Raw genomic sequence first — 17857 nt, forward strand, 5'->3', positions numbered from 1 at the left:
CTCAGAAGTACCCCTCGCGCTTCTTCTTTTCCATCGAGCCCGCTTCATCACGGTCGATCAGGCGGCCCTGCCGTTCGGAGGTGCGGGCCGTGAGCATTTCGCCGACAATGGCTTCCAGCGTATCGGCGTCTGATTCGATCGCGCCGGTCAGCGGATAGCAGCCGAGCGTGCGGAACCGCACCAGCCGGTTTTCCACCGTTTCGCCCGGGCGCAATTCCATGCGGTCGTCATCCCTCAGAATGAGCATGCCGTCACGTTCGACGACCGGCCGCTCCTTGGCGAAATAGAGCGGCACGATCGGGATGTCTTCCTGGAGAATGTACTGCCAGATATCGAGTTCGGTCCAGTTCGACAACGGAAACACCCGGATTGACTCACCGGTCGAGATGCGAGTGTTGAATATCTTCCACATCTCCGGCCGCTGGTTTTTCGGATCCCAGACGTGCTGGGCGTTGCGGAAGGAGAAGATCCGCTCCTTGGCGCGCGATTTCTCCTCGTCGCGCCGCGCCCCGCCGAAGGCTGCGTCGAAGCCGTATTTGTCGAGCGCCTGCCGCAGCGCCACGGTCTTCATCACGTGGGTGTGGGTGTTCGAGCCATGGTCGAAGGGATTGATGTTGTCGCGCACACCATCTTCATTGACATGGACCAGGAGATCGAAGCCGAGCTTTTGCGCCATCCGATCGCGAAACGCGATCATCTCGCGGAATTTCCAGGTCGTGTCGACGTGGAGGAACGGAAATGGCGGCTTGGCCGGATAAAACGCCTTCATCGCAAGATGCATCAGCACGGAGGAATCCTTGCCGACCGAATAGAGCATAACCGGCTTGGCGAAGGCCGCCGCTACCTCGCGAAAAATATGGATGGATTCAGCTTCAAGCCGCTGAAGGTGCGTAAGCGCGATGTTCATGGACTTTAGACGTTCTTTCGTGCCGTCCAGATCTTGCATCGACGCATCAGGCGCAATTTTCAGCGGCCCGGTTCAAGCTTCACTTCTGGACAATCTTATTTTTGTGCAGGCGTTCTAGCAGATCGCTACCGTTTATAACAATGCAAGACAGGCCTGCCCTGGAGTGGTTCGGGAATGAATTTTCCACGCAGGGGCCAGAACCCGGAAATTCCTGCTCACGGGCTGATGGGACTAGGGTTCCAAGAAAATACTCCGTGGAGGGGCTGAGATCCGCGCCAACTCGGCTACACTCTACTGCGGTCTTCCAGGAGGCATTGTCACTTGCCCTTTTTTCTCTTTTCTCCGGTTCCAGGGATTGGTGGTCACCCTTGGCGGCGACCTGTGGTCCGTCTATTCTGGTTGCCCTGAAGAGAAAGCGAGACAGCGCTTCACAATCGACCAGCCGACAATGCGAGTACGATTGCAATCTATGCTCATTAGAACATGGTTGGGGTGACTCGGACAGCCGTCGCCATGAGGCGCTAATACGACGTCGCGACGGGAACAAACAACTTGTCACCGTTATGGTCGATCTCGATCAATTTGCCCCTCTGGGCCAAGCGGTCTGCAAACCCTTTGTGAAATATGATGGCATTTAGATATGCAAACGTCATTGCAAGCGCTTCAGTCCGCAACGGATAATCGACCAATGAATGGATGAGAAGAAACGAGACCGAGAGAAATGCCGCTTTTTGAAATGACCCATGACGGATTCTGACAAGCGCCACTAAAAGCAAGATAAAATAACAAGCCATCAACAGAATCGAGATAATTCCTCCTTCAAAAACTATTTCAAGATAATCATTGTGAGCATGATTGACATATCTACTGAAAATCATCTTCTCATTTTCGTATATCTGATAGGCTTTTTGGAAATTCCCAAATCCAATACCAGTGGCCAAATTCTCCTTGATTCCTTCAATGGTGGTACGGGCAAATTCTCCTCGCCCGAAAGCCGGATCAATCGCGCCGGCATCGATCTTCGTCCATGCACCGATCGTATAAGCAGAAAGCCCTATGAAAATCGCGAGGATGCCGACTCCACTAACCCTAGAGCGTGCTGAAAGAAAGACGATGGAAAGTGCTGTAATCGCCAGCCCAATCAAGACACCGGCACGCGAACCGGCGGCCAAAAGAAGCAACAAAAGTGCGATCAGTCCGAGTGAACCCGATAAAAGATGCCCGCGGAACAGACCGTAATAGACGACGAAGGGGATAGAAACAAAAAGCAAGGCCGAGAAATGATTCTGATTAGCAAAAAGCCCGGCATTGATCGTAAAAGGCAATAAACCATTAATGGCGATGTCGTCAGAGAGCGAATATTGAATCGCTCCGGCCAAACCGTTGCAGATGACACCTATAAAAAAGAACGGAAGAAGTGCCTGGACCTGCTCGGCGCGCAAACGCAATACGCTCAAAAGAAACGCGGCTGACGCCACCAGATACAATATACATTCGATCGTTCGTCCAACTCCGACGCTAACGAAGCGAATTCCGCTTTCGCCCGCCAGCCAAGGATTTGCGAGCAACAGCTCTGGTCGCAGCCCGTTGAACATGGCAGCAGGTAGCGGGACGACTTGTAAAATCATCAATGCCACAGCGCAGATCAGCAGCCACAGAACAGAACGGGGGATTCTCTGGCCAGAGGTCTGCGAAAAGACAGCCGCTGCCGTGATGATTGCCGCGACCTCAATCAGCGTATCCGTATAGAGGCCGCTTGCGGTCCCTCCGCCGATCAGCAGTGACACGAACAGAACCGATCCGAGGAGATATTTATTCCATTCCGACGATCGGTCGCTCAAGATGATAGTCTCTCGATGCTCAATTGGTGCATTACCAACGTACCGACGTAGCGAAATCGCCAACTCTCGGCAATGGCAGCCGTCTCCAGCCGCAACAGTTGCATGGGACATCCCGCGGGGCCGACCATAAAATCCTGACTCAGGGCTTGACGATTGTATGTACCCTCCGAGATATTCACGCGAGCTATCTCGCCGGCTGGGCCAACGCACCTGATCGACCAGAACAATTCCTTTGGAAGCTTCAGATTTCTTGCAGATGCAGCCAGAGAAATCCTGTACGAACCAGGAGGCAGTTCAATATATTGCTGAAGGGCAGACTTCTTGACAGGGGTATTCAAGAACCGGACGGTCACTCCGCCTTCGCCCTCTGCTGCATCTTGGGACGTTGCGAACGCAACTTCCATGCTCGACTGATCGCGGATTTGCCAATCGAAAGGCTTGCCGCTGAGTACTGGTTTAAAGGTACTGTTGTAAATGTATCCGCCCAACTTCCGCTCTTCATCAGATAAGCTGAAGAGAAACAACCGATATGCTGGTTCATATTCTTTATGACGGATATAGCCGCCAATCACAGTAGCCAATTCGCCTGGTTTTGGTGGTGCGCTTGATCCGATCAAATCGAGCAGCAGCCGATTTGCAAAATCGAGCCCCTCGGGCGTCCTGCCAAGCGTTGCGAACAGATTGGTTCTCCAGGGTGCTTCCGCCTTGATGGCGGCCAGCACGGCTTGGTAGCCGACAGGGTTCGATAGGATTGTCGGCAGGCCCTTGGCGACGGCCCGAAATCGATCGGGCCACCGCCGCAGAAGTATGTCGATTTCGCCAACAGCCTTCGACAGATCGTTTGTCTCGATCAAGTGACCGATCGACCTCTGGAGCGCGTGGATTTCGGTCTTGGATAATCTTTGAGCGTGATCGAACAATTCATGGGCCTGGTCTTTTTCACCCTGCCTGTACTTGATCTCGCCGATCAGGCTGAAGAGACGTGCATCAGCCAGATCAAAGTAAAGCGCGCCTTCGGCCTTAGCAAGCAACGCATCGAGATCAGGAGCGTTGATTGAGACGTTCAGGTCGTTGGTAATCTCGCCTATCAAGGCATTGACGTTCAACGGATCTAGCGCAAGGGAAACGGCTGGGGCCTCGGTTTCAAGAAACCGACTTAGCCCGATCGACGAAGCCGCCAACACTAGACCGGATGCGACGAACCAAACGCCTGAACGCCGGAGATTTTGCATAAGCGGGCTGGTCTGCTCCGTCATCGACTTTGCCCTCAATTTTCGGGGTGCTCGTGCCGTAGTCGTAATACTGGGAGTTCATATATTTGTAGGCGTAGTTGTAATCAAACTTGTTCACTGCAAACTTCGACATCGCGGCTCCAACCACGTTCGTGCCGGCAGCTCGCAGACGCTTCAACGCTGTCTTCGCTGACTTGCGTGTCACCTGATTGGTGGAGATGACCATTAATGTGCCCTCGGCAAGCCGGCTGAGAATGGGGGCATCTGAGAGGCCGACGACGGGCGGAGCATCGATTATGACGAGGTCAAAACGCTTTCCGAGATTGGTAACGATCAGTGCCATCTTCGGCGAAGAGAGCAGGTCCGCAGGGTTGGGGGGGATTGTTCCAGAGGTCAGGACTGTCACATTAGGATATTTCGTCGCCCTGAAAATGCTTCCCAGATCCTCCTTGCGGACGGTGTTTGTCAGGAGATTGCTCAGGCCGATTGTGTTGTCGAGACCAAACAGCCGATGAAGATTCGGCTTCCGAAGATCACCATCCACTATGAGAACTCTTGCACCGAGTGCTGCAAAATCCTGCCCGAGCTTGAACGACGTGGTCGACTTGCCCTCCGACGGCTCGGAACTCGTGACCAGTAGCGATCGCGGGGCGCCTTCGGCACCGGAGAACTGCAATGACGTTCGAAGCGAGCGGTAGGCTTCGGACAGTCCCGACTTCTGATCCGCGATACTGGCTAAGAGCTCCCGGTCATCAACAAGCGGCAAGATGCCGAGCATCGCTAATCCGAGCTCCTTCTCAATCTGCTCAGGGTTGGTAAAAGTATTGTTCAACAGCTCAATGATATAAATAATAGAGGCGGTCAGAGCCATAAAAAGAGCCAGCGCGACAGCAAGATTGACACTCACTCTCGGCGAATAAGGTCGATCAGGCAGCGCCGCGAAATCAACAATCGCGGCACTTTGCGTCTTGAGTTCAGAGCTGACACCAACTTCGTTCAGCTTGGCGATAAGGCTGTCATATTGCGATCGATTCGAATCTACCTCACGCTTTAGGATCGTATACTTGATGTTCTTGTCGTTAAAGACAACTTGCTGCTTTTCCATTTCAGCAAGTTTGGCCTTAAGATCAGCCTCTTTGTTCTGCGCCTCTTGATATTTCAGCCGAAGCGAATCCGTTATAGCGAGAACGCCATTGTTATAAAGCCGTTGCAGCTCTTTGATCTGCAACTGAAGCTGCTGCATCTCTGGAAACCCGGGCTTCAATATGCCAAGCTTCTGTTGATACTGGCCCGCCAAATCGGCCAGCTTGTCGCTGAGCTTCCGCAGACCCTCGCTCTCCAAGACTGGGCTGAGGCTCGGCCCGCGTCCTTTGTCAATCTGGTCAACCACACGTCCGGCATCGAGCCGCCCCTGGATAGCTGCCGCAAGCGCGGTATTCAAGGCCTCAATGTTCGACCCTATCAGCGACTTTTCGTCACCAGTCGTCGTGATGCCAGCATCCTTTGCGTAAGCGACCAACTCCTCTTCGGATTTCTGAAGTCTTTGCTTCACCTGCACAACCTGTTCCTGAATGAATTGCCGCGCCAGGTCAGAAGTTTCGCTAGTCTGATCGATACGTTGATCAATAAAGCTTTGTGCAATTTGGTTGGCTATGTCGCTCGCATATTTCGGTTTCTGATCGACAAACGTGATCGACAGCAGGCTTGTATTCGTGACCAGATTGACAGTGAGATCATTCAGAATGCGCCGGATCGCAATAGCCTCGCGTTGCTCCGGCGTTTTCTCCTCAATGGAGGTCGATTTGGAAATCCCGAACGCACGATAGAAGATGTTGCTAAGAGAGAAGTCAGCGGTCGGAAACAGGAAATCCGGCTTTTCGCTGAGACCCAGTTGGAACACCACCCGCTGAGCTAACGCGCGGCTTTTGAGCTTTTCACGGGCTGTTAAGAAGGCGCGGACGTCAGCGTTTTCAGAAACCACCTCGATGTCCTGGAAGACTTTAGCCGAAGGGACCAGCACTTCTAATTGCGTTGTTGCCTGATATTTTGGTGTCTGCATCATCGTAACGACGACGCCGGCGACAAGCCCGGCCGCTACCATCATGACGATCAGCCAGCGATACTGGACAACATAAAATAACATTTTGAGGGGATTGAAGCCCTCGTCCTGCTCTGCGTAGTCGCGACCATACGGGCTATAGTTTTGCGCACCGTCATAATACAGGTCGGGGGACAAGACTTGGCCATGTCCTGGGCCTGCAATTTGATGCTGTCTGTTGCGATCGAGCATTTTGCGAGGTGATCCTAGCTTGTCTGTCTTGCGGCCCGCATTGACCCACTTTACGGGATCACGGCAAGTCTTGCAGCACTTGATGCAACCCCAAGCGCCTCCTTGAGGTTATTCATCGCAATCTTCGATTGTGAGGCGAACACAACAATCACGTCACCGCCATAAATTCGCGGATTTTGATTTTTTCCGGCTCGGATTTGGTCGACATTATAGTTTGCAACTAGTTTGTTTTGGCCCACATTGCGGTAGACGAAAACCTTTTTGGCATCGCCGACCGGACCAAAACCGCCTGCAAGCGCTACTGCGTCCAACAGCGAGGAATTGCTCGACACTGGATAGATCCCTGCCTTTTTGACTTCGCCATCTACAGTTACGCGCTGTCCGATAGATTCTTTGACGAAGATTGTCACATCAGGCGCCTGCAGATATTTGGCGCCGTAGGCTGTCTCGATCTCCTGCTCCAACTGACGGACAGTTTTCCCCGCTGCGGTGATGGTTCCGATAAGCGGAAGAGAAATCTGCCCTGCAGCATCGACCTGCACATTTCTGTTCAGATCGGCAACCTGGAACACATTCACCTCAAGCACGTCGTTTGGGGATAAAGGCTGTTCGCTGCCGTTCTGTGTGTCATGCGGCGCAGGTAGATCCTTTACGACCTGCAGGGCGCCCCCGCCCGAAAGCGGCACGGCCGATGAAGTCAGCTGCAGCGCATCGATCGAAGTCGGCGATGACTGTGTCGTCGAGGAACTGCTCGTGCACGCAGTTGCCGTCATTGAGGCGAGCAAGACACTTATCGTGCCCATATGGCCTTTGTCGAAACGAAAAACGGCCATCACGCGGTCCCTCCCTTCAACAAGCGACCCAATCCCGCGAAGCGACCAACGGTGCCGGAGGTTGGCTTTTTCGCGCGCGCCTTTCCGACCGGCTCCAGAGGCCGGTTCGCCAATATTTCGCCTGGACGTCTCAAAACCATATCGCGGGCCTCATTTTCCCCACATCGCTTCGCAGCAGCGGCGACTGCCTGCGACAGCCCAGGAGGCCGGCGGGTGGCGCCATGGGTGTCCGATGCGATAATATCTACCCTGCCTTCGTCAATCAGCTTTTCCGAATAGTAAAGCGCGGTCCGTCCAAAAGCACCAACAATCGAGTCTGCCGTAAGCTGAACAAGGCAGCCCATTGCATTCAACCGCTCGACAACGTCGTAATTTGCCTTGATCCAGGTCAGCCGCTCGGGATGAGTAAGAATCGGAATGAACCCGGCGTTTATGAGGCGCAGAGCCAGATCTTCTAATCTTGGCGGCAAAACGTGATGCGGCGGTTCGAATAGAAAATAGCGAGACCGGTTTAACGTCGGCACTTTGCCGAGCGCCAATTGCTCCGGGAGATCGGGCGCGACATGAATGTCAGCACCGATATAAAGGGCAAGCGGTATTGCGGCGCGGCGTAGGGCCTGGTCCAGCCCTTGAACCGCTCGGGCAATATTCGAAGATCCGTTTTCGTACATGCCGGGCACGATGTGTGGCGTACACGCCATATGCGTTGTTCCGTCTGCCACCGCTAGCCGCGCCATTTCCAGCGATTCAGCAAGACTGGGCGAGCCGTCATCAAGACCAGGCAAGATGTGGGAATGCAGGTCGATCATTGGCGATTGCGGCCGCACTGAAGCAATGTGACGACCTCTCCAAAGTAACAGGCAAATGCGCCACCCGCGCGAGAGCGAATGACGCACTTATCAGGTTCAGACAATGCGGTGAATGCCAAATTCAAGCTATGCGCCGACAGCGCTGTCGTCATATCGTTCTAACTGGTAATCAGCGCTGCCGCGCCGCCCGTCACAGCGCCACCCAGCCCACCGAGACGAATTCGCCCATAGAGCGGTATGGTTAATGAATTCCATCAACATCTCCGGCTACAGCCGGCGCGCCAGGGCCCGAGGCGAACAGGGGCATCGACAAGGCATACAGCAGAGGCCGTCACATGCCTCCGCTGTATTGCCTAGTCGCCTAACGGCTAACGCCGTTGTTGTCGTCCTGCGTTGCGGCAAGGATGCCAGCCGCACCAGCCATGCCCCCAAAAATATACAGCGGAGTGTTGGAACGGTTTCTGTCCGGGGGGATCTGACCCGTATGCTCAGAACTAACGGCTGCGGCCGTCTGCTCGGAGCCCACAACTTTTAGGCAGATATTGTTCTCGATACGGGAAATATCGAGGCTTGAATTCGCGGGCACATCCAGATTGCAGCCCCCGACATTGACCGACGCCGACCCCCTGGCACCGACCACTACGCGGCTGCCGAAATCCAGAGCATTTCCCGCTTTGGCAGGGCCGTAGCCAGCGGCTTGTGAAACCATCACATCGCCATTGGCGCGCTTGATAGATCCAATTGAATTCGCCGCGCCTTGATAAACGGTCGTACATGTGCACGTCGCATCCTGAGCGAAAGACGAAACCGGGCTGACGCCGATCGAGGCGATAAATCCGGCCAACGCACTTTTAATTACAAGGTTCATTCGTTTCGATCCTTTTTGTCCCGCCGTACCTCAGCCCCGCCCAATACTGAAGACATCGAAGAACCGCGTAACAGCTTTTTTCTTTAATTCCAACCTGTTTCGCAGGTGTGAGATACGTTTGGGTTACCGTTGTGTTTCATTTGACACACTCACTTGCCAACTTTGACGCCGCCATTTTCGCGCATAGACATTGTTGGAGGGCGAGCTGGGTTCTTTTCGCCATCAATTTTAACCGCCACAGATAAGTTGGCGGGCATCTCTTGGGCTTTCAGCCGCCCCTTGCGTCGATTCGTCGTGCAGGTCAAGCGTCGATAATGGGTGAGACATCGGGGGTGGGAATGGCGAAACCGCGAGTCGGCAGCCTACGAGTCGGGGGCCGGTAAAGCAAGATTTGTAGCTCGAACCCGCCTGCGCCGGCTGCCCGTATAAGATGCCACCCTCGGCAAGTTTCGCGGCCAAATCCGTGCCGTCGGACGTGAGGCATTGCACAACGACAGCATCACCGAGCTTTGAGGCGACATTGACGTCGCAAGGCGTCCCCTTGCCGACCGGCTTACAGCTCAAGGCGAGCCGATGGTAGTCTCGGCGCGCCGCCTCCGTGACCATGGCCCGTATGGACCGCGGGCTTGGCAAACGCCACGCCGCACAGCACAACCTTGCGGCCGCCGACGCGAAGATCATCGACTCCATGGATGGAAAGCTTGCCATCAAACGGCTCGAGCGCCACTTGCGGCCTGGGTACTTGCGAACGATCAGGCGTCCCTTTTTCCATGATAATGACAAGGAAGCCGATCGCGAACGCCAAGGCAACAAATGCAAGCAAACCTATTGTGTTGAGCGACAAGATGCTCACTCCTGCAGACAGCCTGCAAGTTGCACCACTATTCGTCTTGCGACGGCCCTCGAAGCTCTCATCATGCCCTTTCCAATCGTTGTCCTAGCCTGTTTCCGGCCCACGCACGTATTCTGCCGCGTTGCCCGGCCAGAACGGTATTGCGAGCGCGAGCGGGCGTTTGCCGCGGAGCCGACATGAGCCGATTTCTTCGCCACACACGAGATCGGCCGCGAATTGGAGGCCATATGGCGTTGGATGGGTTTGCATGCGCCACCGTCCCGGGGACCACAAAACCGTTGCGGCTTTCTTATTAGCGACGCCAGACCGACCGGACGCCCACGGACAAAGCCGCCTTCCGCGACCTCCACTATCGGGATCGTCAGGTCGCACGAGACGTAGGGGTAACGGCCGGGCCGCACGCACAAGATCACCAGGAGAAGTCCTTAAAATTCACGCGAGTTTCCGTGCGCTCTATATACAATCGAAATGTGCTTCCCCCTAATTTTGACATCGAATTCCTCCGAGCGGCATCGCGCCTTCTGAACTGTCTCTTCATGTTCACTTTGCCAAGGGTTCACAGCCATGACGATGCAGTCCGATTTATCCACGTCGATAACCCGTACGAGAGGTCGACGCTGCTTCCAAAGAACATGGGCCGGCGTTCCTTCCGCGACGGTTCCCCGACCGATCAGATGGGATAACGAGGCGACCCTTCGCATCGAATCCATGTAGATTTTCATTCCCCGATACGGCTGGCCGTCATCCTCACGAACTTCGGGTTCGTACCCCCAGAGCGCGACCCCCCGAGCCCCTGAGAAAAAGGGAACTATTGCTATTGCCTCGATCAAGTATGGTTGCAGCTCCGCATCTCCCGACGGTTTCTTCGAGCTATGGTAACGCATCCAGGTATACGCATACACCGGCCTGTTGCCGAATTTTTTAGCCGTCGTGACGTTTTCTTCTACGTTACTAGCTATGTAGTATACCGAACCTGGGTCATTATAAAATACGTAAACGCTTGAAATATAAAAGTCGACGAATTTGTCAATAAATTTCCATAAATCCCCGTCCGATTGGTGAGCCCCGTCAATACTTGCGGTATCCCCTCCTGCTATGCCCCAATAATCTCGCCGAAACGGCTGCTGCCCGTAGATGCCGACTTTCGCATCTGGATGCACCTCTTTTGTCCATGCAAGGGGCAAAGTGAACCAACTCGCCCACTCCTTGTAGTACGCTTGTTTAAAGGCCTGGAAATCTTGAGCACCGGACGACGCTCGAATCTTTGGGTTCAACCAGGCCCGGGAGACATTCTCAAAACTAAATTCAATGTCATGCACCCAAGTGCCACGGTTCCGAGCGCGCCGAATATTCTCTTTGACTACTCGTTCGAAGTAGGTTGGTTTGACCCACGGATTCAGAACACCCCGCCTGAGGGCATTCGTCATGTTTTCGGCCTGGCCCGGTCGCGAAGCATAGGTATTAAGCAATGTTAGTCGTTCAAATCCATGCTTGATTGCCTCGGCCGTATTCCTACCCTTTGATTTATCATGAATATCCCAATAAACTTTCAACCCGCCCTTCATAGAAAAACTTGGTAATGATTCCCAAGACACGCCGGCATGGACATTGCGTGGGAATTTGGAACCTGGAGCGTTGTCAATGAATGCCAAGTGCACTTCCGACCACGCAACCAGCGTTACAGCAACTATACCTAGGATAAATGACATGGATTAGCCTTTTGGCACTTGGGAGTGGTCGAACGCCCAATCACACGAGCTAGATGATTTGTGGTCAACTGACAGCCGTTGTGTTCAACTGACCGGTAGCCCAGCGGACGGCATATGCCAGCCTATATACATCTCTCGGCATGAAGCTCGCCAATCAACCTATCTTACAGTTCATGACTGTCGAGTTTACAATCCATGATTGTCGAATGACCTCCCGAACGCATCATCCATAGTCACAGCAGCTGGCATCCCAGCAACTTCAAGAGCGTGGTATCTCGCGCCTTTTCACGGCTAGCAGAGCTTCATGTTTGACCACTTCGTCCGCTGTAAATCTAGATGCCACTTTCGCCGCGGGATTTCCAACTACGATTGAATATGGAGGTACATCTTTCGTAACAACTGCGGCAGCGCCGATTACCGCCCCCCTTCCAATTCGAATGCCCGAAAGCAAGATCGCGCCAAAACCGATCCAAACGTCATCCTCCACTTGGATCGCGTCCTCGGCCTGCGCCAGTTCACCGTCGCCCGCATAAACCCACGGTGCGTCGACTATGGAAGTGCCAAGGTGTCGCATATCATGATCTTTACGACCTACGATTCCCACGAAGCTCGAAATGAGCACCCCATCTCCAATTTGACCGTCACATGCAATCCAGCAATATGAGCCGATGCTAACGTTTCGCCCAATCACAAGCCGCCTTGGTGCAGTTACGAAACTTCCTCTCCCAATAACAAAGTCCGGCCCAACTTCGACGTTGCGCCTCACCGCAAGCACGCGGTACAGTCGTCGAACGACTGCACGGACAGAACGAAGCAATATGTTCATATTCTTCGATCGCGAATCATGCGTTTTACTACTCCGGCTTTCGTAGTTATCATGCTCAGCCAAGCTTCGCGTGAGCGCGCCAGGCAATCAATTGCCCAATAGTCTACATGAGTTTCTGAAGGCAGTTCGAAGTCATGCCGCGCCGGCGGAATAATCTTATAGAAATATCTTAGAATGTTCCAACGGGTAGAGTGGGTGCCCGATGAGAAACCTGAGTTTGCCACCAAGGATCTCGGCGGGAAAACCGACACTCCCCCATTCATAAACACATAGTAATTCCAGACTAAAAACCAGCTATCGAGTCGCCCTTGATATACAAAACGGAGCATCTGCGTGTAATCTCGGTAACCTGATAAATTAAATGCAACGCTGAATGCCCGCGAAGAAACATCTTCGGGACGAATAGATAAGTCTATATCGAACCCCAACCAGGCGCGCCGCCATGTTGCCCAGCCCCATGGGTGTGCGCTTGGCAGGATCAGCGCGCGGTCAAGACTTGATATTTCCTTTGCAAAAGGTATATATCCACAGACACTAAATACGCGAGGGGACGATGCGTACTTTTCGAGAGCAGAATTAAAATAGTCAATAATGTCACCCGATACCGTCAGGTCGTCCTCAAGCACGATGACCCTGTCATAATCGTCCAGCGTCTGCCCAACACCGGAGTGAATCGATTTACGAAGTCCAAGATTGGTTTCCCTCTTGACCACCATCATGTATGGATGATCAATGCTTGAGATGTACTCTAATACTCCGTTCACCCTTGTGGCATCCGCGAGAGTTCTGGGGCCGTCCACATATATCCGTACGGGAGAAGCCCGAAACTGTCGGCACCCCTCAAGGGACTGGATTAAAGCCCGCAACCGGTCCACCCGGTTGTATGCGAATATTGCAATTGCAGCAAACTCGGCAGCAACCTGCTGTTGCATTAGACCTGAACTCCCACTCTCGCCGAACGCCCCACCAACCCTCGAACTCCTGAACTGCTTGCCTTGCCATAGCCAGCAGGTTCAACAGCGCCGTTCCTCAATGCGTCTCTGGTTTGACCGTTGCAGGTTTTTTCGCGCTTATTATGAATCCAGAGGCGAATACTTTCAGATCCAGCGCAGAACACGCGTTCTCCAGGAGAGCCACCAACAAATAAGCTGGAAAGAAAAATGCGAAGTAATCACTAGCCCTATAGTAAGCCTTCACTTCGACGTTTGTAAATCCATATTTCTTGAAGAGTTTCTCCATAGATGTCGGAGAGCAGTGATTAAAAAACGCGGGATATCCGGTCGTCGAGGCAGCATGAGGTCGTATGATAGATATAAGCCGTTTCTGTATAGTTGGACCAACTAGGCGCAATAGAATTGAATATGGATGCCACTTCGATGGCACGTAGTGATGCGTCGTTCCGCCAGGACGGAGTGCCAAAAAGAAACATCGCGCTGCAGAATCATTGTCACGGACATGCTCCAATACAGTTGTCGAAAATATTAGGCCTGCCTCAAAATTCAATGGCTCCTCTACCGTCTGTACAACGAAGCGGTCGTACACCGTCTCGCACTCTGGTTTAAAATCTATATCGACGCCCACATATTCGTATTCGGAACTTCGATTCAGTATCGGCCTGTCAATCCCGCCAATCTCAACCACGACGTTCGGAGAATCATCACGTATCGTTTTCCCGACGCGTAGTATGAGTTCGTCCTTGTAGGACGGTGCCCCGAAGACCCGGGGCAGTTTGTATTCCAAGTATGCAGCAAACGATCGATTACAGCGAACAATAGGGCCAAGGATGGGCACTAAACTCTCCATTTCAGAAACGCGACCGCCATGTCGGCTCGTGGTGCTATTTGAGGTTCAGATTTGCCTTCACCGCAAAGCATGTGCAAATTCCCATTCACTGCCACAAATCGAACGGGAACGCTTCTAGTAGCTTAGAAGCATTAAACTCGGGAGGCGCCAATCCACCCATCTCCGCAGCCTCAGTGACACTCATGGCAATTTTGTCCTGCTGGCGCCCGGTCCCAAGATAGTAGTCGTTATACTTGAATATGCTTTCGTGCTCGCTAAGACGAACATAGCGAGCAGGAATTCCGTAAGCCTCGGCGACAATCAGCGCATGCAGTGAACTCGCGACCACTAGGTCACTCTCGAGTATTCGTTGAACGCACACATTCCAGGGCTCTAAGGGAGATAGCTCGTTCTTGAAGCCCTCCACAATCCCCGCATCCCTGAAATGTGGAACGAACAAAACTCCACCGCCTGGCCTCCGGCGAAACCTCGCGGGTAACAACCGAGGCAAGAGCAAAGCAGGATCGCCATAAACCTCTGGCACCTTAATCGCTCGGTCCTCTAAAAGTTCCCTTGTTAGCGGCCCCCTGACTGCACGAACATCTAACCTCGCAAAATCGAGCTTGTTTTTCGTGACCTTTCCATTGAAGCCCGATCCCCACACTGTATCTCCATCTTTTGCAAAGTGCAGAATAGAGCCAAGGGCCAGTAACCTACCAAATTTCCTCACACCTTCTCTCAAAAAATATTCGCGGTCAGCTAATATCTTCGTCACGACGACTGCCGACAGCGCATCGCCAAAATTCTCTCCGCCGCCAGGCCGCCAGTACACCAGTTCGATTTCTGGGCGTACTATGGACGGAAGGGGATCAGAGAAGGTTCCGCCAACCATTCGTCTAATATTATTCCTGATCACGTCTCGTATTGCCACGATTACTCCCAGATCTGTATAATTCCAAGCGCCTTTTGGCGCACCAAATCAATCCTGCATACTCAAACCTTATAAATTGGAAGGTCCAGTTCTGCGCTAGTGCCTGTTCTTACCGAGTGCCATATTTCTTCAGGTAAGTGAGCGTCACATATAGCGGCCTAATCTCTTGCCTTCAGGGTTGACGTACCGATCTGTATAAAATAGGTCAAATCTCCCTATTCGGAAAACTGTCCCACTTTCATTGGCTGAGCTGGGCAGGTCAACATCCAGTTAACATCGGGAACCGTCTCGGCATGCCCGTCCACTTCTTGGCTCGCGATTCGCAGCAGCGCGCCGGAACGCGAGTGACTGAACGGCCCCAACTTCAAGGAGTCTCTCTTTCTCTCCACCTATCAATCTATGCAGGCGTGGTCTCTGAGTATTTAGCGCGTGTAGCGAACAGCCGAACTTCAACGCCATGGAGGTATCCTATCTTGAAGTCGGAATTTCTTTTGTGACGATTCTGAGGATTTGTCACGTTGTCTCCTCTGACCGGATCGCATAAATTGCCGGAAAATTCGTGGAGATCCTTCGTGTGCCCTAGTTCTTATAGGTCCGAATGATGAAAATGGCGAAACCGTTCGGTGCATCGAGACCCTCGCTGCTATGGACACTTCACCTGCCGGCCTGGACGATAGGATTGGTGGTTGTCGGTTACCCGCTTTCCGGCCTCTTGTCACAACGACTCGGTTTCGAAGACGACGCGATGACTGTGGGGTTCCGGGCATTGACTGCAGTGATGGCGCTCGCATGCATCGCATCGACTCCGACTCGGTTGTGGCGGCTGCCATCGCTGTTAATCGTCAGTTTTTTTTCTCTTTATTTCGCGCGACTGGGAGTCGACGCCGCTCACGGGGTCGATGTCAGCCGCCCATTTTTGTTCATAGCGGCAGCGATTCTGCCGGTAGTGCTCTTCCTCGGAACGGCCCGTAAGCGGGTTGAATGGGATAAAGTGGTCCACGCACTATTTCTCATAAGTTTGCTAACGACTCTATGGTCGCTCTCAACCTACGTTTACGGCGAGGGAGGCACCACTTTGGTCGTACGAGGGCGGCTACAATTCGAGAAAATTAGTCCCATAACAGTTGGGCACACTGGGGCAGCAGCGGTGATATGCGGCATTTGCCTCTTCTCTACAGCCGAGAGTAGACTGCTGAAGGCTCTTTGTGCGCTATCGGTATCTGCGGGTATGTTTCTGATGTACTTGGCGGCGTCGAGAGGGCCAGTAGTTTCCTTATTTGCGGTGCTCCTGTTTATGACGTGCCTCCGACTGTCTAGATTATGGATATGGGCTCTAGCCGCGGCCGTTGTCGGCCCGTTGATCGCACTATCATTCCTGAATGTGGATGCCGTATTAAGCAATCTCCGACTAAACCAAGTAGGTTCAGATCAGTCTAGCTATGGACGGTATGAGGTTCTTGAGCTCGGCTACTCGTATTTTGCAGAGTCACCTCTTTTTGGAAAGGCTTTTGCATTCCCCTGGGGGGGGTACCCTCACAACTTATTAGTAGAGACAGGCATGGCTATGGGTTTGGTAGGCCTACTGCTTCTGACAGCCATGTTGTCTGCGGCCATACGAATTGCAATTCGGAGATGTCGCACGCGACTTGACCTCCTTTCGTTGTTGTTTGTAGAGACGCTCGTTGGGTCAATGTTTTCAGGATCTTTGTGGGGAAATGCCCCGTTCTGGATCTTGTCGGCTTCGCTTCTTGCCGCAGGCAGCGCGCCCTACAGCTTCGTCTCCCGCTCTTCCCGTCACTTGCTCCGGCAGGATCCTGAGTATTCGCCGACGTGAATTGAACAAACGCCGCATTGGCGTTGCAGGATTTGCGGTGTTTGAGCGCTGTTTTCTTGCAATTCATTTTTGCGATTCCCTTGTGCGCTGAGGCGTGATCATCCGGGCCGGCGGCGGCGAATCGCGCGGACTGCAGTGCCCAGGCCACGCGAGAAGCACGAGACTGGAGAGCAGGATCTTTTTCGCTCTCGGCGCGACGAGATCATCAACCTGAAGCACGAGCTGGTGCGGCTGGCGCAGGCGATCGGCTGGCCTGTGCTGGAGGAGCACTTCGGCGCGGTCTACTCGGACGGCCCGGGCATGCCACCGCTGCCGACTTGGCTAATGGCCGATCAAGCACCAGCGTTATGCACACGCCAAGCATTTCAAGCGGGCCAACAAGTGGCCGCGCAAGCGGAAGACTATCTCGGCCGAACCATTCGCGACATCTCCCACCAGATTGCCGGCGAAAACGAGCTCGAGACGAGCTTCAAATCGCCGCTCCACCAAGCCTCGACGGTTCTGGAGCAGAGACAGCGCCAGCGTGGCCGCAAAATCTACAGCCTGCATCCGCCGGAGGTCATGGGCAAAAGCAAGGCGCATGCTCCTTACGAGTTCGACGTCAAGGTCTCGCTAGTCTAGCTACGCGTTGCAGCGCTCAAAGGCGGCCAGTTCGCCCTGCACGCCAAAGCACTGTCGGGCAATCGCTACGACGGCGCTGGCATCTATCCCCGAATGGAGAATACCATCGGCGACGAAATCTGCCGCATCCTCGTCGATGCGGGGCTCTTTGGCCCTGTCGGCAGATCGGCCACCGAGGTCCGCTCCCGCCATTTGGCAACCGTCTTCTGGTTGATCCCGTAGCGTTTGGCCAGCGCCCTCAGGCTCTCTTGACTATGCTGTATCGCTCGACGGACCGCCTCTGTCGTCGTGGCGCTCCCATGAAGAACCTGGCCCATAGTGCATCCCTTGATTCGGAGGATAAGGATGCCCCATCAAAACCTGGGATCAAACATCTAGAGCACGTCCTGTTTAATCCGGTTCATATCCTGCGGCTTTGAAGTAATTGGCACATTCGGCTGGGGTGAAGAGGTCGACGACCGCGCCGACCGCGTCCCACAGAGCCTTGATGGTTCTCTCGGCCTTTGCTCGCAGCAGCGCCT

General features: G+C 53.6%; 14 protein-coding genes and 3 pseudogenes. 2 read left to right on the forward strand and 15 right to left on the reverse strand.

Features of this window, described 5'->3' with window-relative positions:
• Nucleotide 1: 1 nt before the first annotated feature.
• From cysD to AC0L25_RS20155, 13 genes are all read right to left on the reverse strand, one after another.
• A complete protein-coding gene (gene cysD, locus AC0L25_RS20095) occupies nucleotides 2-907 on the reverse strand; it encodes a sulfate adenylyltransferase subunit CysD (protein WP_473597120.1) in 906 nt (301 codons plus the stop codon).
• Nucleotides 908-1428: 521 nt separating this feature from the next.
• The gene (locus AC0L25_RS20100; protein WP_473597121.1) at nucleotides 1429-2694 is read right to left on the reverse strand and encodes an O-antigen ligase family protein; all 1266 of its coding nucleotides are present in this window, start codon (nucleotides 2692-2694) and stop codon (nucleotides 1429-1431) included.
• Nucleotides 2695-2744: 50 nt separating this feature from the next.
• Nucleotides 2745-4004, reverse strand: a complete 1260-nt coding sequence (locus AC0L25_RS20105; RefSeq protein ID WP_473597122.1) for a tetratricopeptide repeat protein — start codon at nucleotides 4002-4004, stop codon at nucleotides 2745-2747.
• Nucleotides 3892-6270 carry a GumC family protein gene (locus tag AC0L25_RS20110; RefSeq protein ID WP_473597123.1) on the reverse strand — a complete coding sequence of 793 codons (2379 nt, stop codon included), beginning with the start codon at nucleotides 6268-6270 and terminating at the stop codon, nucleotides 3892-3894. Before AC0L25_RS20110 ends, AC0L25_RS20105 begins: the two co-directional genes overlap by 113 nt.
• Nucleotides 6271-6320: 50 nt before the next feature.
• Entirely contained in the window at nucleotides 6321-7103 is a 783-nt protein-coding gene (locus AC0L25_RS20115; RefSeq protein WP_473597135.1) for a polysaccharide biosynthesis/export family protein, read from the reverse strand.
• Nucleotides 7103-7912, reverse strand: a complete 810-nt coding sequence (locus tag AC0L25_RS20120; RefSeq protein WP_473597124.1) for a tyrosine-protein phosphatase — start codon at nucleotides 7910-7912, stop codon at nucleotides 7103-7105. Before AC0L25_RS20120 ends, AC0L25_RS20115 begins: the two co-directional genes overlap by 1 nt.
• Before the next feature lie 361 nt (nucleotides 7913-8273).
• Nucleotides 8274-8780: a hypothetical protein gene (locus tag AC0L25_RS20125; RefSeq protein WP_473597125.1), complete on the reverse strand. Its 507-nt coding sequence runs from the start codon at nucleotides 8778-8780 to the stop codon at nucleotides 8274-8276.
• A gap of 553 nt (nucleotides 8781-9333) precedes the next feature.
• Nucleotides 9334-9624, reverse strand: a complete 291-nt coding sequence (locus AC0L25_RS20130; protein WP_473597126.1) for a hypothetical protein — start codon at nucleotides 9622-9624, stop codon at nucleotides 9334-9336.
• Between the two features lie 434 nt (nucleotides 9625-10058).
• The gene (locus tag AC0L25_RS20135) at nucleotides 10059-11285 is read right to left on the reverse strand and encodes a hypothetical protein (protein WP_473597127.1); all 1227 of its coding nucleotides are present in this window, start codon (nucleotides 11283-11285) and stop codon (nucleotides 10059-10061) included.
• A 316-nt stretch (nucleotides 11286-11601) separates the two neighbouring features.
• Nucleotides 11602-12168 (reverse strand): LbetaH domain-containing protein, encoded by a 567-nt coding sequence (locus AC0L25_RS20140; RefSeq protein WP_473597128.1) that lies wholly within the window; start codon nucleotides 12166-12168, stop codon nucleotides 11602-11604.
• Nucleotides 12165-13100 carry a hypothetical protein gene (locus AC0L25_RS20145; protein WP_473597129.1) on the reverse strand — a complete coding sequence of 312 codons (936 nt, stop codon included), beginning with the start codon at nucleotides 13098-13100 and terminating at the stop codon, nucleotides 12165-12167. Before AC0L25_RS20145 ends, AC0L25_RS20140 begins: the two co-directional genes overlap by 4 nt.
• A 97-nt stretch (nucleotides 13101-13197) precedes the next feature.
• Nucleotides 13198-13908 (reverse strand): methyltransferase domain-containing protein, encoded by a 711-nt coding sequence (locus AC0L25_RS20150; RefSeq protein ID WP_473597130.1) that lies wholly within the window; start codon nucleotides 13906-13908, stop codon nucleotides 13198-13200.
• Nucleotides 13909-14056: 148 nt separating this feature from the next.
• Nucleotides 14057-14881 carry a polysaccharide pyruvyl transferase family protein gene (locus tag AC0L25_RS20155; protein ID WP_473597131.1) on the reverse strand — a complete coding sequence of 275 codons (825 nt, stop codon included), beginning with the start codon at nucleotides 14879-14881 and terminating at the stop codon, nucleotides 14057-14059.
• A 1228-nt stretch (nucleotides 14882-16109) separates the two neighbouring features.
• Between AC0L25_RS20155 and AC0L25_RS20160 the strand changes: the two genes are divergently transcribed.
• The gene (locus tag AC0L25_RS20160) at nucleotides 16110-16715 is read left to right on the forward strand and encodes an O-antigen ligase family protein (protein ID WP_473597136.1); all 606 of its coding nucleotides are present in this window, start codon (nucleotides 16110-16112) and stop codon (nucleotides 16713-16715) included.
• A 135-nt stretch (nucleotides 16716-16850) separates the two neighbouring features.
• Nucleotides 16851-17489, forward strand: a pseudogene (locus tag AC0L25_RS20165) (transposase family protein); the annotation flags it as partial.
• Here AC0L25_RS20165 and AC0L25_RS20170 read toward each other — a convergent pair.
• Nucleotides 17426-17653 (reverse strand): annotated as a pseudogene (locus tag AC0L25_RS20170) (IS481 family transposase); the annotation flags it as partial. The pseudogenes AC0L25_RS20165 and AC0L25_RS20170 overlap by 64 nt on opposite strands.
• A 73-nt stretch (nucleotides 17654-17726) precedes the next feature.
• Nucleotides 17727-17857, reverse strand: a pseudogene (locus tag AC0L25_RS20175) (IS630 family transposase); the annotation flags it as partial.

This window comes from Mesorhizobium sp. WSM4813 (assembly GCF_055811555.1).

Excerpts from the sequence above, each read along its gene's own strand:
- cysD (WP_473597120.1), bottom strand. The coding sequence starts at position 907 with ATGAACATCGCGCTTACGCACCTTCAGCGGCTTGAAGCTGAATCCATC.
- AC0L25_RS20105 (WP_473597122.1), bottom strand. The coding sequence starts at position 4,004 with ATGACGGAGCAGACCAGCCCGCTTATGCAAAATCTCCGGCGTTCAGGC.
- AC0L25_RS20110 (WP_473597123.1), bottom strand. The coding sequence starts at position 6,270 with ATGCTCGATCGCAACAGACAGCATCAAATTGCAGGCCCAGGACATGGC.
- AC0L25_RS20115 (WP_473597135.1), bottom strand. The coding sequence starts at position 7,103 with ATGGCCGTTTTTCGTTTCGACAAAGGCCATATGGGCACGATAAGTGTC.
- AC0L25_RS20120 (WP_473597124.1), bottom strand. The coding sequence starts at position 7,912 with ATGATCGACCTGCATTCCCACATCTTGCCTGGTCTTGATGACGGCTCG.
- AC0L25_RS20125 (WP_473597125.1), bottom strand. The coding sequence starts at position 8,780 with ATGAACCTTGTAATTAAAAGTGCGTTGGCCGGATTTATCGCCTCGATC.
- AC0L25_RS20140 (WP_473597128.1), bottom strand. The coding sequence starts at position 12,168 with ATGAACATATTGCTTCGTTCTGTCCGTGCAGTCGTTCGACGACTGTAC.
- AC0L25_RS20145 (WP_473597129.1), bottom strand. The coding sequence starts at position 13,100 with ATGCAACAGCAGGTTGCTGCCGAGTTTGCTGCAATTGCAATATTCGCA.
- AC0L25_RS20160 (WP_473597136.1), top strand. The coding sequence starts at position 16,110 with ATGTTTCTGATGTACTTGGCGGCGTCGAGAGGGCCAGTAGTTTCCTTA.